This is a genomic window from Sphingopyxis sp. CR5, from assembly GCF_059693785.1.
The window spans coordinates 134,298-159,405 of sequence record NZ_JCATIE010000004.1 but is presented as its reverse complement, the minus strand read 5'-3'; the positions used below and the strand labels follow the sequence as shown (position 1 = coordinate 159,405).

Annotated in this window: 33 protein-coding genes; 10 read left to right on the top strand and 23 right to left on the bottom strand. The window is 67.8% G+C overall.

Annotated features, from left to right (window positions below):
• Window positions 1–2: 2 nt before the first annotated feature.
• From flgK to AC58D2_RS07565, 10 genes are all read right to left on the bottom strand, one after another.
• Entirely contained in the window at window positions 3–1,331 is a 1,329-nt protein-coding gene (flgK, locus tag AC58D2_RS07610) for a flagellar hook-associated protein FlgK (RefSeq protein WP_497388906.1), read from the bottom strand.
• On the bottom strand, window positions 1,328–1,666 hold the full coding sequence (locus AC58D2_RS07605) for a rod-binding protein (protein WP_497388904.1): 339 nt from the start codon (window positions 1,664–1,666) through the stop codon (window positions 1,328–1,330). The genes flgK and AC58D2_RS07605 overlap by 4 nt, the downstream gene beginning before the upstream one ends.
• Entirely contained in the window at window positions 1,663–2,772 is a 1,110-nt protein-coding gene (locus tag AC58D2_RS07600) for a flagellar basal body P-ring protein FlgI (protein WP_497388902.1), read from the bottom strand. Before AC58D2_RS07600 ends, AC58D2_RS07605 begins: the two co-directional genes overlap by 4 nt.
• 27 nt (window positions 2,773–2,799) lie before the next feature.
• Entirely contained in the window at window positions 2,800–3,474 is a 675-nt protein-coding gene (locus AC58D2_RS07595) for a flagellar basal body L-ring protein FlgH (RefSeq protein WP_497388900.1), read from the bottom strand.
• A gap of 115 nt (window positions 3,475–3,589) precedes the next feature.
• A complete protein-coding gene (gene flgG, locus AC58D2_RS07590; RefSeq protein ID WP_497388898.1) occupies window positions 3,590–4,378 on the bottom strand; it encodes a flagellar basal-body rod protein FlgG in 789 nt (262 codons plus the stop codon).
• A 12-nt stretch (window positions 4,379–4,390) separates the two neighbouring features.
• A complete protein-coding gene (locus AC58D2_RS07585; protein ID WP_497388896.1) occupies window positions 4,391–5,134 on the bottom strand; it encodes a flagellar basal body rod protein FlgF in 744 nt (247 codons plus the stop codon).
• A gap of 33 nt (window positions 5,135–5,167) precedes the next feature.
• Complete coding sequence (locus tag AC58D2_RS07580) at window positions 5,168–5,995, bottom strand: flagellar hook-basal body complex protein (RefSeq protein ID WP_497388894.1); 828 nt, start codon at window positions 5,993–5,995, stop codon at window positions 5,168–5,170.
• 5 nt (window positions 5,996–6,000) lie between these two features.
• Entirely contained in the window at window positions 6,001–6,318 is a 318-nt protein-coding gene (locus tag AC58D2_RS07575; protein WP_497388892.1) for a flagellar hook assembly protein FlgD, read from the bottom strand.
• Between the two features lie 3 nt (window positions 6,319–6,321).
• Window positions 6,322–6,732 (bottom strand): flagellar basal body rod protein FlgC, encoded by a 411-nt coding sequence (gene flgC, locus AC58D2_RS07570; RefSeq protein WP_497388890.1) that lies wholly within the window; start codon window positions 6,730–6,732, stop codon window positions 6,322–6,324.
• On the bottom strand, window positions 6,729–7,067 hold the full coding sequence (locus tag AC58D2_RS07565) for a flagellar basal body rod protein FlgB (RefSeq protein WP_497388888.1): 339 nt from the start codon (window positions 7,065–7,067) through the stop codon (window positions 6,729–6,731). Before AC58D2_RS07565 ends, flgC begins: the two co-directional genes overlap by 4 nt.
• Before the next feature lie 292 nt (window positions 7,068–7,359).
• On the opposite strand from AC58D2_RS07565, the gene AC58D2_RS07560 reads away from it, so the two are divergent.
• The 6 genes from AC58D2_RS07560 to AC58D2_RS07535 all read left to right on the top strand — a co-directional run bounded on the left by AC58D2_RS07560 (window position 7,360) and on the right by AC58D2_RS07535 (window position 12,427).
• Window positions 7,360–7,866: a flagella basal body P-ring formation protein FlgA gene (locus AC58D2_RS07560; protein ID WP_497388886.1), complete on the top strand. Its 507-nt coding sequence runs from the start codon at window positions 7,360–7,362 to the stop codon at window positions 7,864–7,866.
• Window positions 7,867–8,055: 189 nt separating this feature from the next.
• Entirely contained in the window at window positions 8,056–8,361 is a 306-nt protein-coding gene (gene flgM, locus AC58D2_RS07555) for a flagellar biosynthesis anti-sigma factor FlgM (protein WP_497388884.1), read from the top strand.
• The gene (locus AC58D2_RS07550) at window positions 8,361–8,663 is read left to right on the top strand and encodes a hypothetical protein (protein ID WP_497388882.1); all 303 of its coding nucleotides are present in this window, start codon (window positions 8,361–8,363) and stop codon (window positions 8,661–8,663) included. The genes flgM and AC58D2_RS07550 overlap by 1 nt, the downstream gene beginning before the upstream one ends.
• Window positions 8,664–8,743: 80 nt before the next feature.
• A complete protein-coding gene (locus AC58D2_RS07545; RefSeq protein WP_497388880.1) occupies window positions 8,744–9,565 on the top strand; it encodes a transglycosylase SLT domain-containing protein in 822 nt (273 codons plus the stop codon).
• Window positions 9,562–11,685, top strand: coding sequence for a flagellar biosynthesis protein FlhA (gene flhA / locus AC58D2_RS07540; protein WP_497388878.1), 2,124 nt, complete (start codon window positions 9,562–9,564; stop codon window positions 11,683–11,685). Before AC58D2_RS07545 ends, flhA begins: the two co-directional genes overlap by 4 nt.
• Window positions 11,675–12,427, top strand: a complete 753-nt coding sequence (locus tag AC58D2_RS07535; RefSeq protein ID WP_497388876.1) for a sigma-70 family RNA polymerase sigma factor — start codon at window positions 11,675–11,677, stop codon at window positions 12,425–12,427. The genes flhA and AC58D2_RS07535 overlap by 11 nt, the downstream gene beginning before the upstream one ends.
• A gap of 36 nt (window positions 12,428–12,463) precedes the next feature.
• Here AC58D2_RS07535 and AC58D2_RS07530 read toward each other — a convergent pair whose 3' ends face one another.
• The 4 genes from AC58D2_RS07530 to AC58D2_RS07515 form a co-directional block, all read right to left on the bottom strand.
• The gene (locus tag AC58D2_RS07530) at window positions 12,464–12,952 is read right to left on the bottom strand and encodes a MarR family winged helix-turn-helix transcriptional regulator (protein ID WP_497388874.1); all 489 of its coding nucleotides are present in this window, start codon (window positions 12,950–12,952) and stop codon (window positions 12,464–12,466) included.
• Window positions 12,953–12,977: 25 nt separating this feature from the next.
• Window positions 12,978–13,382 (bottom strand): hypothetical protein, encoded by a 405-nt coding sequence (locus AC58D2_RS07525; RefSeq protein WP_497388872.1) that lies wholly within the window; start codon window positions 13,380–13,382, stop codon window positions 12,978–12,980.
• A gap of 33 nt (window positions 13,383–13,415) precedes the next feature.
• Complete coding sequence (locus AC58D2_RS07520; RefSeq protein WP_497388870.1) at window positions 13,416–13,787, bottom strand: hypothetical protein; 372 nt, start codon at window positions 13,785–13,787, stop codon at window positions 13,416–13,418.
• 63 nt (window positions 13,788–13,850) lie between these two features.
• The gene (locus tag AC58D2_RS07515; RefSeq protein WP_497388868.1) at window positions 13,851–14,330 is read right to left on the bottom strand and encodes a response regulator transcription factor; all 480 of its coding nucleotides are present in this window, start codon (window positions 14,328–14,330) and stop codon (window positions 13,851–13,853) included.
• A gap of 185 nt (window positions 14,331–14,515) precedes the next feature.
• On the opposite strand from AC58D2_RS07515, the gene mobA reads away from it, so the two are divergent.
• Window positions 14,516–15,079 carry a molybdenum cofactor guanylyltransferase gene (mobA, locus tag AC58D2_RS07510; RefSeq protein ID WP_497388865.1) on the top strand — a complete coding sequence of 188 codons (564 nt, stop codon included), beginning with the start codon at window positions 14,516–14,518 and terminating at the stop codon, window positions 15,077–15,079.
• Here mobA and AC58D2_RS07505 read toward each other — a convergent pair.
• Entirely contained in the window at window positions 15,052–15,690 is a 639-nt protein-coding gene (locus AC58D2_RS07505; RefSeq protein ID WP_497388863.1) for a TetR/AcrR family transcriptional regulator, read from the bottom strand. The genes mobA and AC58D2_RS07505 overlap by 28 nt on opposite strands.
• 65 nt (window positions 15,691–15,755) lie before the next feature.
• Here AC58D2_RS07505 and AC58D2_RS07500 point away from each other — a divergent pair, with 65 nt between their 5' ends.
• The 3 genes from AC58D2_RS07500 to AC58D2_RS07490 are packed head-to-tail and all read left to right on the top strand — an operon-like array spanning window position 15,756 to window position 19,900.
• Window positions 15,756–17,171, top strand: a complete 1,416-nt coding sequence (locus tag AC58D2_RS07500) for an efflux transporter outer membrane subunit (RefSeq protein ID WP_497388861.1) — start codon at window positions 15,756–15,758, stop codon at window positions 17,169–17,171.
• Window positions 17,171–18,343 (top strand): HlyD family secretion protein, encoded by a 1,173-nt coding sequence (locus AC58D2_RS07495; RefSeq protein WP_497388859.1) that lies wholly within the window; start codon window positions 17,171–17,173, stop codon window positions 18,341–18,343. The genes AC58D2_RS07500 and AC58D2_RS07495 overlap by 1 nt, the downstream gene beginning before the upstream one ends.
• Before the next feature lie 6 nt (window positions 18,344–18,349).
• The gene (locus tag AC58D2_RS07490) at window positions 18,350–19,900 is read left to right on the top strand and encodes a DHA2 family efflux MFS transporter permease subunit (RefSeq protein ID WP_497388857.1); all 1,551 of its coding nucleotides are present in this window, start codon (window positions 18,350–18,352) and stop codon (window positions 19,898–19,900) included.
• A 92-nt stretch (window positions 19,901–19,992) separates the two neighbouring features.
• Here the strand turns inward: AC58D2_RS07490 and AC58D2_RS07485 are convergent, their stop codons facing one another.
• From AC58D2_RS07485 to AC58D2_RS07450, 8 genes are read right to left on the bottom strand one after another with little or no spacing between them, the layout of a single operon-like run.
• Window positions 19,993–21,132: an EscU/YscU/HrcU family type III secretion system export apparatus switch protein gene (locus AC58D2_RS07485; RefSeq protein WP_497388855.1), complete on the bottom strand. Its 1,140-nt coding sequence runs from the start codon at window positions 21,130–21,132 to the stop codon at window positions 19,993–19,995.
• 4 nt (window positions 21,133–21,136) lie between these two features.
• Window positions 21,137–21,916: a flagellar biosynthetic protein FliR gene (gene fliR / locus AC58D2_RS07480; protein WP_497388852.1), complete on the bottom strand. Its 780-nt coding sequence runs from the start codon at window positions 21,914–21,916 to the stop codon at window positions 21,137–21,139.
• 6 nt (window positions 21,917–21,922) lie between these two features.
• Complete coding sequence (locus tag AC58D2_RS07475) at window positions 21,923–22,195, bottom strand: flagellar biosynthetic protein FliQ (RefSeq protein ID WP_497389313.1); 273 nt, start codon at window positions 22,193–22,195, stop codon at window positions 21,923–21,925.
• Between the two features lie 6 nt (window positions 22,196–22,201).
• Window positions 22,202–22,975 (bottom strand): flagellar type III secretion system pore protein FliP, encoded by a 774-nt coding sequence (gene fliP, locus AC58D2_RS07470; protein ID WP_497388850.1) that lies wholly within the window; start codon window positions 22,973–22,975, stop codon window positions 22,202–22,204.
• Window positions 22,965–23,243 (bottom strand): flagellar biosynthetic protein FliO, encoded by a 279-nt coding sequence (locus AC58D2_RS07465; RefSeq protein ID WP_497388848.1) that lies wholly within the window; start codon window positions 23,241–23,243, stop codon window positions 22,965–22,967. The genes fliP and AC58D2_RS07465 overlap by 11 nt, the downstream gene beginning before the upstream one ends.
• Window positions 23,243–23,578, bottom strand: coding sequence for a flagellar motor switch protein FliN (gene fliN / locus AC58D2_RS07460; RefSeq protein WP_497388846.1), 336 nt, complete (start codon window positions 23,576–23,578; stop codon window positions 23,243–23,245). The genes AC58D2_RS07465 and fliN overlap by 1 nt, the downstream gene beginning before the upstream one ends.
• Window positions 23,571–24,491: a flagellar motor switch protein FliM gene (locus AC58D2_RS07455; protein WP_497388844.1), complete on the bottom strand. Its 921-nt coding sequence runs from the start codon at window positions 24,489–24,491 to the stop codon at window positions 23,571–23,573. Before AC58D2_RS07455 ends, fliN begins: the two co-directional genes overlap by 8 nt.
• Complete coding sequence (locus tag AC58D2_RS07450) at window positions 24,491–25,099, bottom strand: flagellar basal body-associated FliL family protein (protein ID WP_497388842.1); 609 nt, start codon at window positions 25,097–25,099, stop codon at window positions 24,491–24,493. Before AC58D2_RS07450 ends, AC58D2_RS07455 begins: the two co-directional genes overlap by 1 nt.
• Window positions 25,100–25,108: the final 9 nt, after the last annotated feature.

Below are 25,108 nucleotides of genomic sequence, written 5' to 3'. Positions count from 1 at the left end.
TCCTAAACCGAGTTCAGCAGCGTCTGCATCGTTTCGCGCGCGACCTGGATCGTGCGTGCGGCGGCCGAATAGGCCTGCTGGAACCGCAGCAGCTCGCCGGCTTCCGTGTCGAGGTCGATCTCGCTGACCGCCGATCGCGCGGCGGTGGCCGCGTTGGCGCGGGTGGTCGCGGCGGCGTCCTGTGCCCGTGCCGACGCGGTCGCCTGCGCCTGTTCGGCGACATGGCCGGCCCACACGGATTCGGGATCGTTGCTCCCGCGCATCGCGCCGAGGGCGAGCATGTTGCCGTTGCTGCTCGTGGCGTCGGCCACCGCGACCTCGTCGGCGCCGAGCGCGGTGGCGGTCAGCGTCGCCGCGCTCGCCCCCGTGAACAGCGCGGCGCCGGCATTGCCGTCGGCGTCGAAGCCCGCCTGGTGCGCGGCGTTGAGCCGGCCCGCGAAATCGGCGGCCATGTCGTCGAGCGCGGCGCGTTCGTCGGCGACGTGCACCGCCGCTTCCGACAGCCCGGCGAGCGAGCCGGTCGCGGTGGCGAGGGCGCCGCCGCCGTCGATGCCGAACGTCAGCCGACCGTCGGAATCGGCGGCGACCGAAATCGGATGGACCTCGCCGCCGCCGACGAGCAGGTCGCCGCTTCCCGACGCGCGCAGCGTTGCCGCGCCGCGGTCGTCGAAGCTGATATCGACCCCCGCTTGCGCCGATATCTCGTCGAGCAGCCGGTCGCGCTCGTCGAGCAGGGTCGCTTCGCCGGTCGATCCGGGCCGCGCCTTGCGCAGGCCGATATTGATCTGTTCGAGCGCGTCGAGATTGGCGTTGAAGGCATCGACCTCGCTCGACGCCGCGTTCGCGATGCCGTCCGCCATGCCCGACAATTGTCCCGCCGCCGTGCGAAAGCCGGAGGCGACGTCGTCGGCGGCCTGGAGGAACTGGCTACGCAGCGTCCGGTTCGCCGGATCGGCGGTCAACTGGTCGGCGGTGGTGAAAAGCTGGGTCAGCCCGGTGGCGATGCCGTTGGTGTCGTCGCTCAGCGCCGCTTCGACGCGGTCCATCCAGTCGAGCCTGGTGGCGGCGCGTTCGGCGTCGCCGCTCGACAGGCGCGCGTCGGCGATCAGCCATTTGTCGACCGACCGGCTGATGCCGTTCATGTCGACGCCGCCGGGATTGACGTTCGCGCGCACGAAGGGCGTGTCGCCCGCCGACTGCGCGCCGCGCAGTTGCAGCGTGCGCCGCGCATAGCCGGGCGACTGTGCGTTGGCGATATTGTCGCCGATCGTCGCGAGCGCCGCCGAATAGGCGCGCAGCCCGCTGGCGCCGATGCCCAGCAGGTCGCTCACTGGACGCGGCCTTCGCTGGCGCTCGCGGCGGCGGCGCGGCCGCGGAACTGCGCCTCGACCATCGATGCGATGCCGAACTGGCGCATGGCGGCGATCGAGTCGGCGGTCCTGGCGTCGGCCATCTCGCGGAAATTGTCGGTCGCGCTCGACCCGAAGATGTCGTCGCCGAGTTTCGCCTGGCGCATCGAGGCCATCAACTGGCGCAGGATCACCGCTTCAAAGGCTTCGGCCGCCTTGCGCAACCCACCGTCGTCGCCGCCATTGCCCGACAGGCGCGGGGTCGCGGCGACGGGAAGCATGGCGCCGACCGGCGCGGAAAAGGGTGTCGTCGTCATATGATCACCAATTCGGCTGTGAGCGCGCCCGCCTGGCTGAGCGCTTCCAGGATTGCGACGAGATCGCCCGGTGGCACGCCCATGCTGTTGATCGCATCGACGAGCTCGGAGAGCGAAGCGGTGGGTTTCATAAGGAAGGCGGGGCGATAGTCCTCGCTCGCCTGAATATCGCTCGACGGTTCGACCGCCGTCTGGCCGCGGCTGAACGGCGCGGGCTGCACGACGGTCGGCGATTCCTTGATCGACACGGTCAGCTTGCCCTGCGTCACCGCGGCAGCGCCGACGCGGACGGCGCCGTTGATGACCACGGTTCCGGTGCGCGCGTTGACGATCACCTTCGCCGGCGGTTCGGCGCGCACGACGTCGAGATTTTCGACCATCGAGATCAGGCGCATGCGATCGTCGCCGGTGCCGCCGGCGCGGATCGAGATGCTGGCGCCGTCGACCATCGCCGCCGCGCCCTGGCCGAGCGCGCTGTTGATCGCGTCGGTCACGCGCTTCGCGTTGGTCGCGTCGAACTGGTGGAGGTTGAAGAGCAGGTGGTCGCCATAAGCGAAGCCGGTGTCGACCGCGCGCTCGACCGAGGCGCCGTTGGCGATGCGGCCGCTCGACGGGACGTTGACGGTCAGCTTCGATCCGTCGGCGGCGTCGACGCCCAGCCCGCCGATGACGAGGTTGCCCTGCGCCATCGCATAGATCTGGCCGTCGGCGCCATAGAGCGGCGCGAGGACGAGCGTGCCGCCGCGCAGGCTTTTCGCCTTGCCGATCGCCGAAACGGTGACGTCGAGGCGCTGGCCGGGCTTGGCAAAGGGCGGCAGATCGGCGGTGATCATCACCGCGGCGGCATTCTTCAGCGCCGGGTTCACGCCCGGCGGCAGCGTAAGGCCGAAGCGCGAGACCGCGCCCTTCATGCCGAGCGTCGAATAGTCGAGGCTGTCGTCGCCGGTCCCCGCGAGCCCGACGACGATGCCATAGCCGGTCAACTGGTTCGAGCGCATGCCCTGAAACTGGCCCATGTCCTTGATCCGCGCGGCCGAAGCCGGCGACACGGAACCGACGGCGAGCATCAGCAGGGCAAGAAGGGCGAGGATGGGGGTCCGGGTCACGGTGTCGATCCTTGTTCGGTGCGTCGGTCAGAAGGGGCTGATGATGGAGAAGAATCGCTGCAACCAGCCCTGGCGGCTGGCGCGGGCGATCTCGCCCTTGCCCACGTAACGGATGTTGGCGTCGGCGACCCGCGTCGAGGGGACGCGGTTGTCGGGGCCGATATCGATCGCGCGGACGATGCCCGAAATCTGGATCCGTTCGTCGCCGCGATTGAGGGTGAGCAGCTTTTCGCCCTTCACCAGCATCGTGCCGTTCGGATAGAGTTCGGCGATCGTCACGCTGATCTCGCCGGCGAGCTGGTTCGACTGCGACGCCTGGCCCTTGCCCGAAAATTCGTTGCTGCCGCCCATGCCGATATCGCTGGGGTTGAACAGCGACAGGGGCCCGGTGGTCGGGGGCGACAGGCCGATGCTGCCGCCGCGCTCGGTGCCCGCGGCGTTGCTCTTCGATGCGATCGTTCGCTCGACGAGCTGGATCGTGACGATGTCGCCGACCCGTCCCGCGCGGCCGCCCGAGGTGAGCGGGACATAGCCGCCCTGAAAGATCGATCCGTTCGCGGGCACGGCGGCCTGCGGTGCCGGCGCGGTCGGGGCAAAGGCCTCGTCTGGGATCTTGTCCTTCGCGGCGGCTGCGGCCGGCAGTGCGGCAAGAACGAGGATGAGCGCGCTGACGCGGCCGGTGTTGAATCGCCGGCGCCACACCCGATCCGTTGGCCCTGAGCTCGTCGAAGGGCTGTTCTTTCTTTTGACGTCGCCAGAAGAAGAACGGTGCTTCGACAAGCTCAGCACAAACGGATAAGATATAGCGCCCGGTGCGCTAGAGAGTCTGCGTCGCATTTTTCATCATCTCGTCGCTGGCCTGGATCATCTTCGAATTGACCTCATAGGCGCGCTGCGTCTCGATCATGTCGACGAGTTCCTCGACGACGTTGACGTTCGATCCCTCAAGCATTCCGCCGCGCAGCGAGCCGCGGCCTTCCTCGCCCGCGGCGCCGACCTGCGGCGTGCCCGAAGCGGTGGTTTCGACGAGCATATTGTCGCCGATCGCCTGCAGTCCCGAAGGATTGGCAAAGCGGGCGATCTCGATCCGGCCGAGTTCGACCGCGTCGGCCTGTCCGGGCACGCTGGCCGAAACGGTGCCGTCGCTGCCGACCGACAGCGCGGTCGCGTCTTCGGGAACCTGGATCTGCGGGATCAGCGGCTTGCCGTCGGAGGTGACGATCGTCCCGTCCTGTGCGCGTTCGAAATTGCCCGCGCGGGTATAGCCGGTGCGCCCGTCGGGAAGCTGGACCTGGAAGAAACCGGCGCCGTCGATCGCCATGTCGAGGGCGTTGCCGGTGGTCGCGAACGTGCCTTGCGTGTCGATACGCGAGGTACCGGCAAGCTGGACCCCGGTGCCGAGGTTGAGCCCGGTCGCATAACGATTGTCGGCCGATGCGGTCGCGCCCGGCTGGGTCATCATCTGGTACGACAGCGTCTCGAAATTGGCGCGGTCGCGCTTGAAGCCCGTGGTGTTCACGTTGGCGAGGTTGTTCGCGATCACCTGCATCTTGAAGCTCTGGGCATCAAGGCCGGTCCGCGCGACGTGCAAGGCACCGATGGTCATGGTCGTGTCTCCTTAACGGGGCAGCTGCATCAGGTTCGCGGTCGCGCTGTCCATTTCGCGCGCGTCGCTGATCAGTTTGAGTTGCGAATCCCAGCTCTTGCTCGCTTCGATCATCTCGACGAGCGCGGTGGTCGCGGTGACGTTCGACCCTTCGAGCGAACGGGTGACGACCCGCGCTTCGGGGTCGTCGGGAAGAATGCCGCCGTTCCGGACGCGGAACAGGCCGTCGAGACCCTTGACCACGTCGGATCCGGCAGGACTGGCAAGGCGGATGCGATCGACCTGCTGCGGATTGTCGGCGTCGCCGCCGGCGGGAACGATCCACACCTCGCCCTGTTCGTCGATCTGGATCGAATCGGCGGGCGGGATGGTGACCGGCCCCTGCGTTCCCTGGACCGGGCTGCCATCGCCGGTGGTAAGCAGGCCCGATGCCGAAAGCATCAGGTCGCCGCGGCGCGTATAGGCTTCCTCGCCATTCGGCGCCTGCACCACCAGCATCGCGTCGCCCTGCATCGCGATGTCGAGGTCGCGGCCGGTCGCGGTGATCGTGCCGGCGCGCATGTCGGCGCCGACGACTTCTTCCGACGACACGGCGCGGCCGCCGACACCGCTGCCCTGAAGCCACAGCGACTGCGCCTCGGCGATTTCGCCGCGGAAGCCCGGCGTGTTGACGTTCGCGAGGTTGTTCGCGATCGCCGTCTGCCGGGCCTGGCTGCCCCGCATCGCGGTAAGGCTGGTATAGATGACGCGGTCCATGGCTGGGCTCCGGGCTGGCGGCGGTTACGCCGGTCAGTTCATGTTGATGACGGTCTGGGTCAGCGTCGATGCGCCCTCGATCGCCTTGGCGTTGGCCTGGAAATTGCGCTGGGCCGCGATCAGCAGCACCAGCTCTTCGGTGATGTCGACGTTCGAGCGTTCGAGCGCACCCGAACGGACCGCGCCCATCGCGCCGCTGCCCGGCGAATCGATTGTCGGTGCGCCGCTTTCGCCGGTCGACTGCCAGTGCGCGTCGCCGACGGGACGCAGCCCTTCGGTCGCGGGGAAGGATGCCATCGCGATCTTGCCGAGCATCTGGTTCGACCCGTCGGCGAAGGTCGCGGTGACCAGGCCGTCGGTACCGACCGAGACGTTGACGAGCGCCGCGTCGGGATCCGACGGCGATGCCTTCGGGATCACGAGGTCATAGCTGGCGCCCAGGCTGGCGTCGGTGACGTTGCCGTCGGCATCGACCGGCAATAGCTGCAGCGTCGACCCCGTCGTGTCGACGACGCTGCCGTCCTCCAGCGGGGTGAAGGCGCCGTTGCGCGAATAGGTGACCGCATTGGTCGGCGGCGCGCCCTTCACGACGAAAAAGCCTTCGCCGACGATCGCCATGTCGAGCGTCTTTTCGCTCGTTTCATACGATCCTTGCGTGAACTGCTGGGTGATGCCGTTCAGGCGCTGCCCCTGTCCCGCGATCGTCTTGGTCGACTGGCTCGGCGACGAGGCAAAGATGTCGCCGAACTGCGCGGCGCTGCGCTTGAAGCCGATCGATCCGGCGTTCGCGATGTTGTTCGAGATGACCGACATGTCGGTCTGGGCGCCCTTGAGGCCCGAAAGCGAGGTATAGAATGACATGCGACTTATCCTTCCTGGGTGGCTTCGGTTTCCGGCGTCGCCGGCGTGTCGGTGGCGGCGCGGATCTGTTCGAGCAGCGCCGTCTGCGCGGTGAGCTGTTCGGAGATTTGCGTCAGCGTCGCGTTGGTTTCGCTGACCCCGGCCAGGCTGGAGAATTGCGCCATCTGGGCGACCATCTCGCTGTTATCGACCGGGTTGAACGGGTCCTGCTGTGACAGCTGCGCCGTCATCAGCCGCAGGAAGTCGCTCTGGCCGAGCTGCGGCGTGCTGAGCGTCGTCGTCTGCGCCGACGTGCCGGTGCCGCTTATGGAATCGATCGCCATGGCTTATTGTCCCAACCGCAGGGTTTCGTTGATCAGGCCCTTTGCGGTGTCGAGGACCTGGACGTTGTTCTGGTACTGGCGGGCGGTCTCGACCATTTCGACCAGCTCGGCGGCGCTATCGACCGCGGCCTCCCAGACATTGCCGTCCTTGTCGGCCAGCGGGTTGTCGGGGTCGTAACGCTTCGAGGGCGCCATCTTGCTGCTCGTCACCTGGTCGACCGCGACGGTCGCGCGGCCGGCGCCGTCCATCACGGTGCGGAACACCGGCTTCATCGAGCGATAGGCTTCGCTTTCGCTGCCTGCGACCGTTCCGGCGTTGGCAAGGTTCGATGCGGTGGTGTTCAGCCGGACGAGCTGCGCCGACATGGCGCGCCCGCTGATGTCGAAGATCGAAAGACCTGCGGCCATCGTCATTCTCCTTTCAGCGCGCGCGTCAGCGTGCCGATCCTGCCCTGCAGGAAGGCAAGGCTGGAGCGGTAGGCGAGGGCGTTTTCGGCAAAGGCGGTCTGTTCGGTCGCCATTTCGACGGTGTTGCCGTCGAGCGACGATTGCACCGGTACGCGATATTCGATCGCGGCGTCGGTCGCGGCGCCTTCCTGCGCGAGGTCGAGCGCCTTCGCGAAGTCGAGGTCGCGCGCCTTGTAGTTCGGCGTGGCGGCATTGGCGATGTTCGAGGCGAGCATCATCATGCGCTGGCTGCGCAGCTGGAGCGCCGTCGCGTGCAGGCCGAAGAGCTTTTCGGAAGCCATCTGTCCATTCCTCCTGTCGATGCGGCCCGTCCGGCGGGTGCCGGGACCGGGCGCGCGATCGTCCGCAAGATTATCTGCAAGGCACGATGCAATGCGCGTGCCAAATCGATATTCCGCCCTGTTTTCTGGGCTTTGGAGTTGCAGGTGGCGGGACCCCCGGCGCGCGATGCCGCCGCTCGTCAAAAGATTGACGTCGATCGGCGACGGCCGCCGGAAGCCCGCGCAAAAGCTGATCTGGCACGCATCGTGCACCCATGCCCGCAACCATTTTGGACCGATGAGGAGATGGCCCATGACCCGCCTGACCGCCACTGCGCTTGCCGCGCTCGTTTTCATCATCCCTGCCGCCGGCGCGCAGCAGGCGAGCGAGGACTGGGGCGCGATCGACAATCTGACGGCGATGGTCGCCGGTGCGATGGGCCGCAACGCGGCGCCGATCGACCGGCGCATCAAGCTCCAGCGCTGTCCCGAACAGGCGACGATCACCGCGATCGACAGCCAGACGCTCGCGGTGCGCTGCGCCTCGCTCGGCTGGCGCGTGCGCGTCCCGATGACCGGCGGCAACGCGGCCGCCCCCGGCCTCGTCCCGGCGAGCTACGCCAGGCCCGCCGCGCCGGTCGTCCGCCGCGGCGACAATGTCCGCGTCTCGCTCGACACCGCCAGCTTCTCGATCTCCTATAGTGCGATCGCGTCGGAGGACGGCCGCGTCGGCGACACGATCGCGCTGCGCGGCGACGGCAATCGCAGTGCGCTGAGCGCGATCGTCACCGGCCCCGGCCGCGCGCGGGTCGACAACTGATCGCGCGCATTCGCCGACGGCGCCCGGCCGTCGACCCTGGTTCCGCCTTGCCCGGCGGTGTCGCTTTTCCGACGCCGCCGGGCATTTTTTAATTTTTCCGGACATCGCTTAATCGCCCCGGGGGCGCGCCGTTAAACCTTTCCGAAGGCGCCGTCGATTTTCCGACGGACCGGACTTTGGAGGCTCGCGATGTCGGGAGACAGCAAGATCGGACCGCAGGTGGGGGGCGTGATGCGCGCCGTCGCGCTGCGCAAGATCGGCGCCGGCCAGGCCGCCGCCGCGCGCGGCGCCGCGCCGGTTCCGTCCGCCGCCGAGCTCGTCCCGGCGGCCCGGCTCATCGGCCTGACCCAGGCGCTCGCCGACCAGGCGCCGCCGGTCGATACCGCACGCGTGGCCAGCCTGCGCGCGGCGATCGCCGACGGCAGCTATTCCGTCGATGCGGGTACCACCGCCCGGGCGATGATCGATCATTATCGGGGACGCGCCGAGGCATGATGACCCGGATCGACGATATGCAGGCGCGGCTCGACGCGCTCGTCGCCGCGCTCGACGGACAGGACCCGGGCGCGATCGTCGCGGCGTCCGAGGCGCTCGCGACGGCCGTGATCCTGTTTCAGAACGCGGCGATCCCCGCCGGCGGCGAGGCGCGCGCCCGCGTCCTGATCGGCCAGACGCTCAAGCAGCTCGAAACCGCCGCGATCCGCGTCAACATCCTGAAGAACTGGACGCGTCAGAGGATTGACAACAATCATGCGATCCGCGGCACGGCGCCGCGCGGAGTTGCACTAAGCTATTGATAACCATAGCACGTCTGCCGTTTTCCCGAAAATGGCACGATGATTGCTGCGGGGTCTGCGAACCAACGCGGAACCCGTATATGACGCCGATCAAATCCCCTGTGCACCAAGCCGCTGTCGCCGCTCCCGTCATGGATGCGGTGCAATCGGCGTCGGCGCGCACCGGGATCGATTTCGACTATCTGGTCGATGTCGCGCGCGTCGAGAGCCGTTTCAACCCGACCGCGCAGGCGCCGACCTCGTCCGCGCGCGGCCTGTTCCAGTTCACGCGTCAGACCTGGCTCGCGACCCTCGACCGTCACGGGGCGAGCCACGGCCTCGGCTGGGCGGCCGATGCGATCGGTCGCGACGCCAGCGGGCGCCTGTCGGTGGCCGACCCGGCGCTGCGCGAGCGCATCCTCGCCCTGCGCGACGATCCGGCGGCGTCGTCGGCGATGGCCGCGGCGCTCACCGCCGACAACCGGACCGAGCTTGAAAGCCGCTTCGGGCGGCCGATGGAGCCGGTCGATCTCTATCTTGCGCATTTCCTCGGCAGCGGCGGGGCCAAGCGCTTCCTCGCGGGGCTCGAGGCGAACCCCGACCAGCCCGGCGCCGCGATGCTGCCGGAGGCCGCCGCCGCCAACCGGCCGATCTTCTATGCCGGCGACGGCAGCATGCGCAGCCTGTCCGAAATCCGGACGCTCTTCGCCGCGAAGCTCGCCGAAGGCGGCAAGATTCCGAACGTCAAGGCGCTTCCCGAAACCCGTTGGCACGTCCGGTCGGGCAGCGTCACCGGCGCCGCCGCCGGCGGCGGGCGCCCTCCGCTCCAGATGATGGACATAGAACCGATGCCCAGGAAACTCTCGATGGATTTCGCTGCCAGCGCCTATCGCCGGCTCGCCGCGATGGGAGGGGACGCATGAGCGCCGCCCTCGACCCGGCGCGGATCGGCCGTGTCGCCGCGACAGCCGCGCTTCCCGCCGGGATGCTCGTGCTGGTCGCGCTGATGGTCATTCCGGTTTCGCCGACGATCCTCGATATCAGCTTCGTCGCGAACATCATGATCAGCCTCGCGATCCTGATGGTCGCGCTGTCGGCCTCGAAGCCGCTCGATTTCTCGGCCTTTCCGACCGTGTTGCTGCTCGCCACCCTGCTCCGGCTTGCGCTCAATGTCGCCTCGACGCGCGTGGTGCTCGTCCACGGGCACGAGGGCACCCACGCCGCGGGCCATGTCATCGAGGCGTTCGGGCAGGTTCTGATCGGCGGCGACTATGTCGTGGGCCTGTTCGTTTTCGTCGTGCTGATGATCATCAACCTGGTCGTGATCACCAAGGGGGCGGGGCGGGTTTCCGAAGTGTCGGCGCGCTTCACCCTCGACGCGCTGCCCGGCAAGCAGATGGCGATCGACGCCGACCTCAACGCGGGGCTGCTGTCGCCCGAAGAGGCGAAGACGCGCCGCCAGGAGGTCGCGACCGAAGCCGATTTCTATGGTTCGATGGACGGTGCCTCGAAATTCGTGAAGGGCGATGCCGTTGCCGGCCTGCTCATCCTGTTCGTCAACATCGTCGGTGGATTGATCCTCGGCATGGCGAGCCACGGCCTCGGCTTTTCCGAAGCCGGCGGCACCTATGTCACGCTGGCGATCGGCGACGCGCTCGTCGCGCAGATCCCGGCGCTGCTGCTCTCGATCGCCGCCGCGGCAATCGTCACCCGTGTCTCGTCGCCGTTCGACCTGTCGGGCCAGATCGGCAGCCAGTTCTCCTCGCCGCATGTGTGGATGGCGGTCGGCGGCATTCTTTTCGCCCTCGGCCTCGTGCCGGCGATGCCGCAGATGCTGATCCTGCCCGCCTCCGCGCTCGCCTTTGCGATGGGCTGGCAGATGAAGCGCGCGGCCGATCGCGCGGCGGATGCCCCGGAGCCCGCAGCGCCCGCCGCCGATCCGCACCATATCGAATGGGCCGATGTCAGCGAGGCGAGCGCCTGCCAGCTCGAGGTCGGCTATGCGCTCGTCGCGATGGTCGACGAGCGCAAGGGCGCGCCGCTGATGGGCCGGATCACCGGCATCCGCAAGCAATTGTCGAAGGAACTCGGTTTCGTGATCCCGGCGGTCAAGGTCGCCGACGACCTCTCGCTGCCCGGCAACGCCTATCGCATCTCGGTCGCCGGGGTGATCGTCGGCGAGGACGAGGTCTATCCCAACGAAATGCTCGCGCTCGATTCGGGCGATCTTGTCGCCAAGGTGACCGGCCGGCCGTGCAAGGACCCGACCTTCGGGCTCGACGCGCTGTGGATCCCGAAGGCGGCCCAGAACGACGCGATCGCCGCCGGCTACACCGTCGTCGATCCGGCGACCGTGGTCGCGACGCACCTCAACAACAGCATCATCGCCTCGGCCGCGGAGTTGTTCGGGCTCGACGACGCGCAGGCGCTGATCGATCACCTGAAGCAGCATTATCCGCAACTCGCGGCGAACCTCAGTCCCCAGGGCTATGCGCTGCCGCGGGTCGCCGCGCTGTGCAAGGCGCTGCTCGAGGAACGCGTGCCGCTGCGCGACTTCCGCAAGATCGCCGAAGCGATGGTCGCGCTCGCCACCCAGCAGCTCGGCGATATCGAGCTGGTCGAGGCGGTGCGCCAGCGCATCGGGGCGCTGATCGTCCAGACGATCGTGCCCGCGCGCATGCCGCTGCCCGTCGTGACCTTCAGCCCCGACATCGAGATGCTGCTCAACCAGGCGGTGCGCGCGAACCCGGGTGCCGAATGGCCGTTCGAGCACGGCATGGCGATGAAGATCGTCGAACAGATCGGCGAAGCCGTCGAGCCGCTTTTGCTCCAGACGCGCAGCTTCGCGCTCGTCGCCTCGCCGCTGTGCCGCTCGCCGCTGTCGCGGCTGGTGCGCGCGACCTTCCCCGACGTCGCGGTGATTTCCTACCTCGAAATTCCGCCGACGAAGGCGACCGAGATCGTCGCGACGATCGGCTCCGAACCGGCGCGCCTGACCGCCGCCGCCCCCGACCAGATGAAGGATGAACCGCATGAGAGCTGAGCGGGCCGACCAATTCGGCGCGAGCGCCGCGCCGCACGCACCGGCGCCCCGCCATTTCTATGGCGAAAGCGTCGAGACGCTGGTCGAGGATTATGCGCCGCTGGTGCGCAAGATCGCCTGGCAGGTCTTTTCGCGGGTCTCGCGCACGAGCGAGCTCGACGACCTGATCCAGACCGGGCTGATCGCGCTGATCGAGGCGAGCCGCCACTATGAGGAGCGCGGCTACGCCTTTTCGACCTATGCCTCGACGCGCATCCGCGGCGCGATGATCGACCAGCTTCGCCGCGAGGCCGATGTGGGGCGTTCGGCGATGGTCGCCGGCAAGCGGCTCCAGACAGTCCGCGCCTCGCTCGAACAGCATCTGATGCGGGCGCCGACCACCGCCGAAATGGCAGAGGCCTTCGCGATGAGCGCCGACGAATATCATGCGCTGGAAAAAAGCGCGGCCTATGGACGGTCGACCTCGCTCGACGAGATGATCGACGCCGGTACCTTCCTCGTCGCCGACGACGGCGAAAGCGCCGACGGCGCGCTCGAACAGGCGGAGACGCTTCACGCGCTCGAGGCCTGTATCGCGCGGCTGCCCGAGCGCGAGCAGCTGGTGCTGCAACTCTATTTCTTCGAAGAGCTCAATCTTCAGGAAATCGGGCTGACGCTGGACGTCAGCGCGGCGCGGGTATGCCAGATCAAGCGCGATGCGATGGCGCGGATCGAAGCGATGATGCGCGAGATGACCGAATAATCCGAACCGAAGACCGGAGCCCCGGGCCGACACGCGTTACGCGGCGCGGCGCATCCGGTCGTTCCAGGCGCGGCCGATCGTTTCGAAATAGCTTTCCATGCGTTCGGCCCCGGCGTCGGTCAGGTGGACGAGCGAGCGGCGCCGGTCGCGCTCGTCAAGCGCGCGCCGGACCAGTCCCTGCGCTTCGAGCGCGGCGATCATGCGCAGGCCCGACGACAGCGGGACCCCGGCGCCGGTCGCCAGGTCGCTGGCGCTCAGCTGGCGCTCGTTCGCGCGGGCGAGCATCAGGTCCAGCATCATGTCCCAGCTTCCGCCCGAAAGCTGTGCATCGCCGAAATGGCTCTTGCGCAGGCGGCGCATCTGGATGCCGAACGCGATCTGTTCGACCAGCCCGGGCTGCGGTTCGCGCTCGACCGGCAGGTCCGCCAGCAGGGTCAGCGCATCGCCGCGCCCGGCGAGCATGTCCTGTATCTGATCGATCCGAGACTTGATCTCGGCGATGTCCTGGTTCGTGAACTGCTGCATTTGCCGTGCCCCTCAGGCACCACCATCATGCTCTCGCTTCCACCCTTCGTCCGCTCGATCCGGCCGCGTACAATATGACGAGCAGGATCGGATAGGAAATATACATCGAAAGCAGCGCATAGGGCCGCTCCAATATCTCGACGAACATCAGCTTCTGCAGATGGCCGAAAATCGCGATAAGCTGCCAGCCCGTTATCCAGTATGGCCAAAAACGCTGCGTCTTCAGCGCGATGAACCAGAAACTGGCGAGCGCGACCAGGTCGATCGCGAAGATATTGATTTCGACGTGCGTCCATTGCGGGGTGGGCGACACGATCGTGGTGCAGACCGAGGCGACAAGTGCCGTGAAAGCTGCCCATTTTTCAAGCGGGCCGCCGCGAGCGATCGCGACCCCCACCGTCAACAGCAGCACGGCATAATATGTCGCCACGGTCCACAATGGATTGTCTACCTCGGTCCTGGCTTACGATGCCTTGGCGAACGCCGGGGCGGCGATGCCCTGGTCGTTGCTGCCTTCGTCGGTCGCAAGGCTGCTCGGCGGCTTCACGCCGGCGCCGAACATGCGCGTGCCCAGCCCGACCTGCTTTTGCGTCACGGTCAGCGCGAGATGCGCGTCGGTCAGCAGCTGGCGCACTTCGCCGGTCGCGGCCAGCGCATTGGCGATCTTGGCCATGGCTTCCTGGCCGACGATCGCCGACATGTTCGTGTCGCGGCGCGCGGCGGGCAGCGTCGCTGCGAGCTGGGCAATCCGGATCATCGCCTCGTCGATGGCATCTTCGGCCTGGTGCAATTCGGTGGCGATCTTCTTCGCAGCGGAAACGCGTTCGTTCAGCATATTATCTGGTCCTTGGCATAAGGAATGCTGACGGATTCCCCCCCGCAGCATTCGGATCGAACATCAGGTCAAAACACGACCCAGTCCGACAAGGATCGAATAGAGGGCGGAAAAGGCCAAAATCGTCGCGAATGCGATCAGGATCGGCCAGATGATCCTTTCCATCAACCCATGCCGGTTCGTCGGCTGGGAAGCAGTTGGAAAAGGCAGGCCGATATCGAAGACCTGCCGCAACGAACTGCGCCCCGTTTCCGCATCACCGGGAGGGGCGTCGTCGCCTAGCTCGGCCAATTGATATGTCAAAGATTGATAGGGAGTAACATTTTCGAAGACACCGTTACTCGCCAGAATTTTCGCGGCATCTATCCTGTTGGATACATTAAGTTTTTTTAAGGCGCGCCGGACGCGTTCGTCGACCGTGTGCGGCGAGACGTCCATGATCCGGGCGATTTCCTTGGAATTTTTGTGCTCGAAAACGTGCCGCAACGTTTCAATTTGCGCGGCCGATAGGAGACTGAGATAATTGTCTGGGTCGCCTTGCACGCCCGATGGCATAGAGCATCGCGAGTCGAAATCAAGTTAGAGAGGTAAGCGATTCGGGTGGATGGGCGAGCGACAGACCGGGCATTACATCGGATAAATCACGGCAAGATGCGGGCTTTTGCGGCGCCCGTGCGCCGTGCCGGATGCGCCGAATTTTTTTACCGTCCCGTTTCGAGTCGGTGCCGGTGACGCGGCTCGGTGCCATATTGGCGGGCGGCGAGGCGCGCCGGTTCGGCAGCGACAAGGCGCTGGCAACCTGGCGCGGGCGCCCGCTGATCGCGCACGCCGCGGCGATCCTGGCCCGGCATTGCGATGCGGTCATCGTCTGCGGCCGTCGGTACGCGCCCGGCGGGCTGCGATGCGTGGCCGACCGTCCGGCGCCGGGCCTCGGCCCGCTGGGCGGACTGTGTGCCGCGCTGCACGAAGCGGCGGCAGCCGGGCAGGAAAGCGTGCTGACGCTCGGCTGCGACATGCCGCTGATCGACGAGACGCTGTTCGGCCGCCTCGCGGCGTTCGACAGCGGCTGCTATCTGGCGGCGGCGCCGATCGTCGGCTGCTGGCCGGTCCGTCTTGCGGCGCCTTTGGCGGACCATCTCGATTGCGGCGGCGACCGTTCGGTGCGCGGGTGGGCCGATGCGGCGCGGGTGTCGGCGATCGAGGCGGGCAGCGCGATCGTCAATCTCAATACGCCTGCGGACCTCGTCGCGCTCGATCGTGCCGCTCAGCCGTCCGGACCCCACGCGCGATAGAAGGTATCGATCGCGGCATCGAGTTCGGCGGCGAGCCGCGTCGGGTCGGGGCGCTTCGCCTCGGGCAAGTTGAGCACGGCGAACTGATAGGAGCCGCCCTGGCAGAGCCCGGCGAGATGATAGCAGGCGCGCAGCGGATCGCCGCGCCGCAATTCGCCGCGCGCCATCTTTTCGCCCATCCAGACCGCGAGCCGGGCCTTGCCGCGCCGCGGCCCGCGTTCGTAGAAGGTTTCGGCGAGATGCGGAAAGCGCCGCGCCTCGCCGACGACGAGTTGATAGAGCGACAGCAAGGGATCGGACATCAGCGTGCCGAGCAGCGTCTCGGCAAAGCGGCGCAACACCGCAACGACGTCTTCGTCGAGCGGCAGTTCGATCTGCAGCGCGGTGCCATACTGATCGACGATGTCGTCGACCACCGCCTCGAACAGGGCCTCTTTCGACGGAAAATAGGACCAGAGCGTGGTTTTCGATCCCCCGACCCTGCTCGCGATCGACGACATGGTCGTCCCGGCATAGCCATTGGCGAAAAAGCCCTCGCGTGCCGCATCGACAAAGGCCTTGCGGCGCTTTTCGCTGGCGATATCGGGTAATTCTGTACTGGCTGGTATCATTTCGATTGACAATCCGACTCCCGTCGCTATTTGGCGCATGATACCAGCTAGTATCGTTGGACACCATGCCTCGTTTCATTTTTACGACAACCGCCCTGCTGGGCCTCCTCGCGGGCTGCGCCGCGCCCGACCTCGGACCCAAGCCGGTGCCGACCGCTCCCGATGCGCTCGCCTCGCAGGCCAGCCTCGCGGGGCCGGTCGGCGCCTGGCCGACCGAGGGCTGGTGGCGGACATGGGGCGATCCGCAGCTCGATGCCCTGATCGCCGAAGGGCTCGCGGGGTCGCCCGATATCGCCGCCGCCGCGGCGCGCGTCCGGGCCGCCGAGGCCCTGGCGCAGCAGGCCGGCGCCGCGCTGCTGCCGCGCGTCGGCATCGAAGCCGGGGCGGGCGGCGTCCAGCAGAGCAAGACGATGGGCATTCCGCCGCAATTCGTTCCCGACGGCATTCAGGATACCGGTCATGTCGCGGGCAGCTTTGCGTTCGACCTCGACCTGTGGGGCAAGAATCGCGCCGCGCTCGCCGCCGCGACCTCCGACGCCGAAGCCGCGCGCGTCGATGCGGCGCAGGCGCGGCTGATGCTGACCACGGGCATCGCCGCCGCCTATGCCGACCTCGCCGGACAATATGAGGCGCTCGACGTCGCGAAAGAGGCGTTGCGCATTCGCGGCGCCAGCGCGCGGCTTTCGGCCGACCGCACCCGCGCGGGGCTCGACAACCGGGCGAGTGCGAGCCAGGCGGAAAGCCGCGCCGCGTCGGCGCGCGGCGACATCGCTGCGCTCGACGAAGCGATCGCGCTGACCCGCCATCGTCTCGCGGCGCTGGTCGGCGCCGGCCCCGACCGCGGCGATGCGATCGCCCGCCCCGCGCTCGGCGCGCCGGCGGTCGGGATTCCCGCCGGGGCCGGCATCGCGCTCGTCGGCCGCCGCCCCGATATCGTCGCGGCCCGGCTGCGCGCCGAGGCCGCGGCGAAGCGGATCGACGTCGCGCGCGCCGACTATTATCCGAACATCAGCCTGTCGGCGCTTGTCGGCTTCCAGTCGCTCGGGCTCGGCAATCTGTTCGATTCGGGATCGAAATATGGCAATGGCGGCGCCGCGATCAGCCTGCCGATCTTCGAGGGCGGGCGCATCGAGGGCCGCTATCGCGGCGCGCGCGCGACCTATGATGCGGCGGTCGCGACATATGACCGCACATTGCTCGACGCGCTGCGCGATGTCGCCGACATCGTCGCGAGCCGCAGGGCCACCGAGCGCCAGCTCGCCGACCGGCGCGCCGCGCTGCAATCGGCGGCCGACGCCGCCAACCTCGCCGGCCTGCGCTATCGCGCCGGCCTGTCGAACCAGCTTGCCCAGCTCACCGCCGAGGACAGCATGGTCGCGCTCAGCCGCGCCGTCGCCGACCTCGAAGCGCGTGAGCGGACGCTCGACATCGCCCTGATCCGCGCGCTCGGCGGCGGATATCAGGCAGAAGGAGAAAATTGATGGCCGACGATACGGCTGCTGCCGCTCCAAACTCCCCCGCCGACGCCGACGCGCCGGAGAGTGCCGAGGCAAAGGATGCGCGGCTTGCGAAACGCAAGCGACTGCTCCGCATCCTCGCGATCGTCGTCGTGTCGATCGCGCTGCTCTATGGCATCTGGTATTTCCTGACCCAGGCCGGGCGGGTATCGACCGACAACGCCTATGTCGGCGCCGACAGCGCAACCGTCACCGCGCTGGTGTCGGGCCCGGTCAAGGATGTCCGGGTCAGCGGCACCCAGGCGGTGAAGAAGGGCGATATCCTCGTCGTGCTCGACGATGCCGACCAGCGGATCGCCGTCGCCGATGCCCAGGCGGCGTTGCGGCAGGCACGCCAGCGCTATGGCCAGGCCGACGCGACCGCCGACGCGGCCCGCGCCCGGGTCCAGGCCCGCGGCGCCGAAATCGCGCAGGCGCAGGCGCGGCTGCGCGATGCCGACGCGACGGTCGAGCGCGCGCGGGCCGAGCTTCAGCGGCGCGAGAGCATCGCCAGCACCGGCGCGGTGTCGGGCGAGGAGCTGACGGCGGCGCGCGCCGCGCTGAAACAGGCGCAGGCGGCCCGCGACCTCGCGGCGGCCGGCGTGACCTCGGCGCAAGCGACGCGCGGTTCGGCGAGCGGCGACCTCGGCGCTGCCGAAGCGGTGGTGCGCGGGACGACCATCGACACCGCCCCCGATGTCGCGGCGGCGCAGGCGCGGCTCGACAAGGCCCAGCTCGACCTCGACCGCACGGTGATCCGCGCCCCGGTCGACGGCATCGTCACCAACCGCCAGGTGCAGGTCGGCCAGCGGATCGCGGCGGGCGCGCCGATCATGGTCATCGTCCCGATCGACAGCGCCTATGTCGACGCCAATTACAAGGAAAGCCAGTTCGGCAAGATCCGCACCGGCCAGCCGGTCGAGCTGACCTCCGACTATTATGGCGGCGACGTCGTTTACCACGGCACGGTCGTCGGCATCGCCGGCGGTACCGGGGCGGCGTTCTCGCTTATCCCGGCGCAAAATGCGACGGGCAATTGGGTGAAGGTGGTTCAGCGCCTGCCGGTGCGGATCGCGCTCGACCCCAAGGAGCTCAGGCAGCATCCGCTGCGCGTCGGATTGTCGATGGAAGCGACGATCGACACGCGCGGAAAGTAGGCAGCGATGGCCTCCGCCGCTCCCCCCGCCAACGGCGCCAGACGCGAACCGCGGCCGCTCGCCGGCGTGCGGCTGATCGCGGCCGCCTTCGCGCTCGCGCTCGCCAATTTCGTCGTCGTGCTCGACATGACGATCGCCAATGTGTCGGTGCCGCATATCGCCGGCGGGCTCGCGGTGTCGCCGACGCAGGGAACGTGGGTCATCACCAGCTACGCCGTCGCCGACGCGATCAGCGTGCCGCTCACCGGCTGGCTCGCCGCGCGCTTCGGGACGGTACGCTGGTTCCTGATTTCGATTACGGGGTTCGGCGTCTTTTCCTTCCTGTGCGGAATTTCGCGCACGCTCGACGCGTTGATTCTGTTCCGCGTGCTCCAGGGCCTGTCGGGCGGGCCGCTGATGCCGCTGACGCAGATCCTGCTGCTGCGCATCTTTCCGAAGGAGAAAGCGGGAATCGGTCTCGCCATCTGGGCGATGACCACGACGACCGCGCCGATCCTCGGCCCGATCCTCGGCGGCACGATCAGCGACAATTGGAGCTGGCCGTGGATCTTCTTCATCAACCTGCCCGTGGTCGCGATTTGCGCCTTCGGCGTCGGCAGCCTGCTCGGCGGGTTCGAAACCCCGCGCAAGAAGGCGGGGATCGACGTCGTCGGGCTGGTGCTGCTCGTCGTGTCGGTCGGCGCCTTCCAGATCATGCTCGACACGGGGCGCGAGCACGACTGGTTCGGATCGGCCTGGATCGTGATGCTCGCGATCGTCGCCGCGGTCGGCTTCGTCGCCTTCCTGATCTGGGAACTGACCGAGGCCAATCCGGTGGTCGACCTGCGCGTCTTTCGCTTTCGCGGGTTCAGCTTCGGCACGGCCGCGCTGTCGCTGGGGTTCGGCGCCTTCTTCGCCCAGGTCGTGCTGACCCCGCTGTGGCTGCAACAGGTCGCGGGCTACACCGCGACCGAGACCGGTTTCGTCGTCGCATGGCTCGGTTGCTTCGCGGTCATCCTCTCGCCGGTCGCGGCGGCGATGATTGGCAAGATCGACATCCGCATCTCGATCAGCGCGGGGATCCTCTGGATGGCGATCATGGCGGTCGTGCGCGCAGGCTGGAACGCCGATGTCGACTATTGGACGCTCGCCCTGCCCCACGTCCTGCAGGGAATGGGGATGCCCTTCTTCTTCGTCGGGCTGACGGCGCTGGCGCTGTCGAGCGTGCCCGAGGAAAAGCAGACGTCGGCGGCGGGCCTGATGAACTTCCTGCGTACGCTCAGCGGCGCGATCGGTACCGCGATCGCGACGACCGCGTGGGACGATGCGGGGCGCGTTTCGCGGTCCGAACTCGTTTCGGCGCTCAACGACCCCGGCCGCGCGATGGACCGGCTGCAGGGTGCGGGGCTCAGCCTGGAACAGGCGCGCGCCGCGCTCGACCGGATGGTCGACACCCAGGCGATGACGCTCGGCGTGCTCCACATCTACATCGCGACGGGCATCATCTTCGTGATCGCCGCCGCGGCGGTGTGGTGCGCCCCGCGTCCCAAGCAGGTGTCGATGGGCGCCGCGCACTAGACTTCAGCGCTTCTCCGCCGATGCGGAGGCGGCACCGGTCCGCTCCCCCTCCATCCCACGGGCCGGTGCCGCAGCATTGGGGGAGGGCGCCGCTAGGCCTGTCGCCGCCCGTCGGGATCGAAGCGGTGCGTCGGCGGAACGTCGATCGCCGGCTGGGCGCGGCCTTCGGCAACCGCGCGCTCCAGCTGGAAGACGAAGGCGAGCACGGTCGCGACCGCGACGAACAGCTCTTCGGGGATCGTGCGTCCGGCCCGGGCGGTAAAATAGATTGCGCGGGTCAGCTGCGGATATTCGAGCATCGGGACGCCCGCGCCGCGCGCGAGTTCGCGGATCGACAGCGCGACGTCGCCGCGCCCGCGCGCGACGACGACCGGCGCCGCGTCGACCCCGGGGCGATAGCGCAGCGCGACCGAGAAATGGGTCGGATTGGTCAGCACGACCGTCGCTTCCGACACCGCCTTGCGCGCCGATCCGCTCAATATCTCGTGCGCGCGCTGGCGCTGCGCCTGCTTGAGCTCGGGCGCGCCGTCGGACTGGCGCATCTCTTCCTTCACTTCCTGCTTGCTCATCATCAGCCGCTTGTTGCGCTGATACCATTGCGCGGGCACGTCGATCAGCGCGATGACGACCAGTCCGCCGGCAAGCGCGAGCATCGCGTGGCCGACCGCACGGCCGGCAAGGCCGATCGCGGCGCTGAGGTCGCTCGACGCCATCGTCATGATCGCGGGCAGGCTGCCGGCGACAAGCCAGTATCCGATGCTGCCGAGCAGCAGCACCTTGGCGATCGACTTGCCGAGTTCGATCACGCCTTGCACCCCGAAGATGCGCTTGAGCCCGGTTCCCGGATTGATGCGGTTGCCCTTGAAGGCCAGCGCCTTGCCGCGCCAGCCGAGCGATCCGAGCATGGCGGGGGCGGCGAAGCTGGCGACCAGCGCCAGCGCGAACAGGCTGCCGAGCGGCAGCAGAATGCCCGTCCCGTTGCGGAGCAGGGCTTCGCCCGGCGCGAAATGCGCGACGTCGCCCGCGCCGATCGTCAGCCCGTGCTTGACCAGCTCGCCCGCCGCCTCGACCAGCCAGCCCCCGGCCGACAGCAGCCAGCCCGCGCCCGCGAGCATCATCAGCGCGGTCGCGAGTTCGCGCGACATCAGCACATCGCCTTCGCGCGCCGAATCGGCGCGCTTCTTCGGCGTCGGTTGTTCGGTTTTCTGGTCCTTTTCGGTCTCGCCCGCCATCGGGTCAGCCTCCGGCGACCAGGCGCGCGGCGTCGAGTGCGTCGGACAGGATGCGGGCGAGGGTTTCGGCCATCACCGGCGTCGCGATGCCCAGCAGGATGATCCCGGCGAGCAAGGTCGCGGGCAGGCCGACCGCAAACAGGTTCATCGCGGGCGCCGATCGGCCGATCACGCCCATGATCATCTGGACCAGGATCAGGATGAAGCCGACGGGCAGGGCGATCGTCAGCCCGGCGGCGAACATCAGGCTGCCGAAACGCACGATGCCGCCGATCGCGTCGAACGAAGGAAAGGCGCCCCCAGGGGGAAGCGCGCTATAGCTGTCGACGATGATGTTGATCAGGACGAGGTGACCGTCGGCAGCGAGGAAAAGGGCGGTCGCAAGCATGGAGAGGAACTGGCCGACCGCGCTGCTCGCCTGTCCGCTCAGCGGATCGACCATCGAGGCGAAGCCGAGTCCCATCGCGTTGCTGATTGCCTCGCCCGCCAGCAACGCCGCCGCCAGCCCCATTTGCAGCACGAAGCCGATCGCCAGCCCGACGACGACTTCGCCGATGATCAGGATGAAGCCGTGCCAGGATACGAGTCCCTCGGCGGGCAGCGCCATGCCCGACGCCGCGACCGCCGGCACGCCGACCGCAAGGGCGATGACGAGGCGGAGCTGGACCGGCACATTGGCGGCGCCGAACACCGGCGCGGCCAGGAAGGCGGCGCCGGGACGGATCATCGCGAGCATCCACAGCTGGAGCATCGCTTCCACATTCGGGATGTCGGCGGGATTCATCGGGCTCTAGTGCACGAGCGCCGGGATCTGCGCGAAGAGGTCGCGGGTGAAGTCGGTGAGCAGGACCAGGATGCTGCCGCCGAAGATGGCCAGGCAGATCGCGGTGATGATCAGCTTGGGGACGAAGCTCAACGTCTGTTCGTTGATCGAGGTCGCCGCCTGCACCATCCCCAGCAGCACGCCGACGACGAGCACCGGGATCAGGATCGGCGCCGATGCGAGCGCCAGGATCCACAGCGCCTGCTGCGCGACACCGATGAAATAGTCCGCTTCCACGATCGGGCCCTATGTCCCGAACGACGAGGCGAGCGAGCCCATCGTCAGCGCCCACCCGTCGACGAGGACGAAGAGCAACAGCTTGAAGGGCATCGAAATCACCGTCGGCGACAGCATCATCATGCCGAGCGACATCAGCGCCGAAGCGACGACAAGGTCGATGACCAGGAAGGGCAGGAAGATCAGGAAGCCGATCTGGAAGGCGGTCTTGAGTTCGCTGGTGACAAAGGCGGGCAGCAGGATCGAGAAGGGGACGTCCTTCGGGCTCGCATAATCGGGCGCTTTCGCGATTTTCGCGAACATCATCAGGTCGGTCTTGCGCGTCTGTGCCATCATGAAGCCATGGACCGAGGTGCCCGACCGCACGACCGCCTCGCCGATGTCGATCTGTTCCTGGCTGTACGGCGTCACCGCGACGCGGTTCACCTCGCTGATCACGGGCTGCATCACGAACAGCGAGAGGAAGAGGCTGAGGCCCACGAGCACCTGGTTCGGCGGGGTCTGTTGCAGCCCCAGCGCGTGGCGCAGGATCGAGAGCACGATGATGATCCGCGTGAAACTGGTCATCATCAGCAGCAGCGACGGCAGCACCGTCAGCAGGCTCATCAGGACAAGGATCTGCAAAGACAGCGACAGGGGGCGGCCGTCGCCGCCGATCTCGTTCACCGCGCGCGCCAGCCCGTCGGCGGCCTGCGCATGCGCCGCGGGCGCCGCGACCAGCAGAGCGAGGCCACCCGCGAGCGCGGCGGCATGCAGCCATGTCCGGCGGCGGTTAGTCGACATGGAAATCGCCCTGGCTGTTGTCGGCAAGACGGGTCACGCCGCCCCGCGACACCGACAGCAATATCTGCTGTCCCGCGAACTCGACCACCGCCAGCTTCGTTCCAGGGCCGAGCGGCAGGACGCCGACCATTTCGATCGGGCGCCCCTGCTTCTGTCCGCCGGTCAGCGGAACGCCCATCTGGACGCGCTTCCACAGCCACAGGCTGCCCCACGCCATGCCGCCGACGATCGGCAGCAGGATAAGCAGGCGCAGGATATATTCGAACATCAGCCCCTCCGCTCGAAGCCGGTGAGGGCGCGGTCGGGGGCGACGACTTCGGCGACCTGGATGCCATAGCGGCCGTCGACGTTGACGATCTCGCCGCGCGCGATCAGCGTGCCGTTGGCATAGATGTCGAGCAGGTCGTTCGCCGCGCGGTCGAGTTCGACCACGCTGCCTTCGGACAGGGCCAGCAGGTCGGACAGCGCCATCGACGTCGATCCGACCTCGACCGATACGCGCAGCGATACGCCCGCGAGCAGGTCGAAATTGGGGGCGGCGGCTATCGTCTTGGCGTCACGCCGGTCGCGGGCCGCTTTCGGGGCGTCGCTGATGTCACTCATCGTCCGATCCTCTTTCGATACAATCAATCAAGATGGCCGCGTTGCCGCCCGCCTCCCCGATGCTGCCGGACGCGAAATGGCGGCCGGCGACGGTTATCGGAACGTGACGCGGTATGGTTAACGAAATGATATCGCCGACCTCCAAACTCAGTAATTTTGTCAGCGGAATTTCGGGCCGGGCGAGCACCGACCGCACCGGCAGGCGCACATCCTTCAGCGCGCGCGACAGCGTCGCGGTCCAGACCGGGTCGGTTTCGGGGGTATCGGGCAGATCGGGCGCGGGCTCGCCGCCGCTGATTCCGCGCAGCGCGGCGAGCGGCCACGCGCACAGGATCGTCCGTCCGTCGAGGACGCCGCCGCGCAACGTGAAGCGCTGGACGAACAATTCGTCGTCGCCGCGGACCGCCTGCAACTTTGCCGGATCACAGGTGACGCAGTCGAGTTGCGGTTCGATCGGCAGCGTGGTTTTCCACGCCGCGGCGAGCTGCTGGGCGATATCGCGGCCGAGCCGCGCGGCGAATCGATCCTCGGCGTCGGTCAATTCCTCGCGCTTCCCCGCAAGCTGTCCCTTGCCGCCATAGAAGATGTCGACAAGCTGGAGCACCAGCGCGCGCGACCCCGCAATCAGCATCGGACCTTTCAGAGGGGGCGCATGATAGCGCCAGAAGATCGCCGGTGCCGCCGCGTCGCACCAGTCGGAAAAGCGCATCCGTTCGCCCGCCTCGCGCTCGACCTGCACCGTCGGCGCACCCAGTGCGCGGATCAGGTCGCGCAGCGTCCGTGCAAAGCGATCGGCGACGCCGTCGAGCGCCGGAAAGGCATAGCCGTCCTCTGCCTTGCGCAGCAGCACCGACGCCCTGGTGTCACCGTTGCTGCCGGCATCGCCGGCGGTCGTCGCCCTGGCGCGCGCCATTACTGGATCACCATGCTGGTGAAATAGACATTGTCGACGCCGCCAAAGCCTTCCTTGTCGCGCAGCACCTGGTTGACCGCGGCGGTCAGGCGGCGCTGGAGCAACTGCTTGCCCTGCGAGGTCGAGATCAGCGCCGGGTCCTGTTCGGCGAGCACCATCAGCACCGCGGAGCGGATCGGCGTCATCTGGCGCCGGACATTGGCGATCATCTTGCCGTCGTAATAGGTCGACAGGCTGATCCCGATCTGCAGGAAGCCCGACCCGTCGGCCAGGTTCGTGGTGAAGGCCTGCTCGATCGGGATATAGGTGATTTCATATTTGCGCGGATCGACCTTGTAGCGATCGTTGGGGACCGACACGGTTCCGACCTTCGGCGCCGCTTCGCCGCCTTCGCCCTCGCCGCCGCCGGCCTCGGCGTCTTCGCTGCGCAGGACGAGCTTGGGATAGAGATCCTCGGGCTTGGGTGCCTCGGCGCCGGCCAGGCCGCCGCCCATATAGATGCCGGCCCCCGCGCCCGCGCCGATCAGCACGAGGCCGCCGATGCCGATCAGCAGCAGCTTCTTCATCTTGCCGCCCTTCTTGGGGCTTTCGGCTTTATCCTTGGTCATGGTCGGACC

Coding starts and splice junctions, on each gene's coding strand:
- AC58D2_RS07580 (WP_497388894.1), bottom strand. CDS start 5,995: ATGTCATTCTATACCTCGCTTTCGGGCCTCAAGGGCGCCCAGACCGAC.
- fliR (WP_497388852.1), bottom strand. CDS start 21,916: ATGAATCCCGCCGACATCCCGAATGTGGAAGCGATGCTCCAGCTGTGG.
- AC58D2_RS07575 (WP_497388892.1), bottom strand. CDS start 6,318: ATGGCGATCGATTCCATAAGCGGCACCGGCACGTCGGCGCAGACGACG.
- AC58D2_RS07565 (WP_497388888.1), bottom strand. CDS start 7,067: ATGGCTTCCGAAAAGCTCTTCGGCCTGCACGCGACGGCGCTCCAGCTG.
- AC58D2_RS07550 (WP_497388882.1), top strand. CDS start 8,361: ATGACCCGGATCGACGATATGCAGGCGCGGCTCGACGCGCTCGTCGCC.
- flgG (WP_497388898.1), bottom strand. CDS start 4,378: ATGACCATCGGTGCCTTGCACGTCGCGCGGACCGGCCTTGATGCCCAG.
- AC58D2_RS07520 (WP_497388870.1), bottom strand. CDS start 13,787: ATGCTGAACGAACGCGTTTCCGCTGCGAAGAAGATCGCCACCGAATTG.
- flhA (WP_497388878.1), top strand. CDS start 9,562: ATGAGCGCCGCCCTCGACCCGGCGCGGATCGGCCGTGTCGCCGCGACA.
- fliP (WP_497388850.1), bottom strand. CDS start 22,975: ATGTCGACTAACCGCCGCCGGACATGGCTGCATGCCGCCGCGCTCGCG.
- AC58D2_RS07530 (WP_497388874.1), bottom strand. CDS start 12,952: ATGCAGCAGTTCACGAACCAGGACATCGCCGAGATCAAGTCTCGGATC.
- AC58D2_RS07485 (WP_497388855.1), bottom strand. CDS start 21,132: ATGGCGGGCGAGACCGAAAAGGACCAGAAAACCGAACAACCGACGCCG.
- AC58D2_RS07455 (WP_497388844.1), bottom strand. CDS start 24,491: ATGGCGCGCGCCAGGGCGACGACCGCCGGCGATGCCGGCAGCAACGGT.
- AC58D2_RS07465 (WP_497388848.1), bottom strand. CDS start 23,243: ATGTTCGAATATATCCTGCGCCTGCTTATCCTGCTGCCGATCGTCGGC.
- AC58D2_RS07585 (WP_497388896.1), bottom strand. CDS start 5,134: ATGGACCGCGTCATCTATACCAGCCTTACCGCGATGCGGGGCAGCCAG.
- AC58D2_RS07545 (WP_497388880.1), top strand. CDS start 8,744: ATGACGCCGATCAAATCCCCTGTGCACCAAGCCGCTGTCGCCGCTCCC.
- AC58D2_RS07535 (WP_497388876.1), top strand. CDS start 11,675: ATGAGAGCTGAGCGGGCCGACCAATTCGGCGCGAGCGCCGCGCCGCAC.
- fliN (WP_497388846.1), bottom strand. CDS start 23,578: ATGAGTGACATCAGCGACGCCCCGAAAGCGGCCCGCGACCGGCGTGAC.
- AC58D2_RS07605 (WP_497388904.1), bottom strand. CDS start 1,666: ATGACGACGACACCCTTTTCCGCGCCGGTCGGCGCCATGCTTCCCGTC.
- AC58D2_RS07495 (WP_497388859.1), top strand. CDS start 17,171: ATGGCCGACGATACGGCTGCTGCCGCTCCAAACTCCCCCGCCGACGCC.
- AC58D2_RS07450 (WP_497388842.1), bottom strand. CDS start 25,099: ATGACCAAGGATAAAGCCGAAAGCCCCAAGAAGGGCGGCAAGATGAAG.
- AC58D2_RS07560 (WP_497388886.1), top strand. CDS start 7,360: ATGACCCGCCTGACCGCCACTGCGCTTGCCGCGCTCGTTTTCATCATC.
- flgC (WP_497388890.1), bottom strand. CDS start 6,732: ATGACGATGGCCGCAGGTCTTTCGATCTTCGACATCAGCGGGCGCGCC.
- AC58D2_RS07505 (WP_497388863.1), bottom strand. CDS start 15,690: ATGATACCAGCCAGTACAGAATTACCCGATATCGCCAGCGAAAAGCGC.
- AC58D2_RS07500 (WP_497388861.1), top strand. CDS start 15,756: ATGCCTCGTTTCATTTTTACGACAACCGCCCTGCTGGGCCTCCTCGCG.
- AC58D2_RS07490 (WP_497388857.1), top strand. CDS start 18,350: ATGGCCTCCGCCGCTCCCCCCGCCAACGGCGCCAGACGCGAACCGCGG.
- flgM (WP_497388884.1), top strand. CDS start 8,056: ATGTCGGGAGACAGCAAGATCGGACCGCAGGTGGGGGGCGTGATGCGC.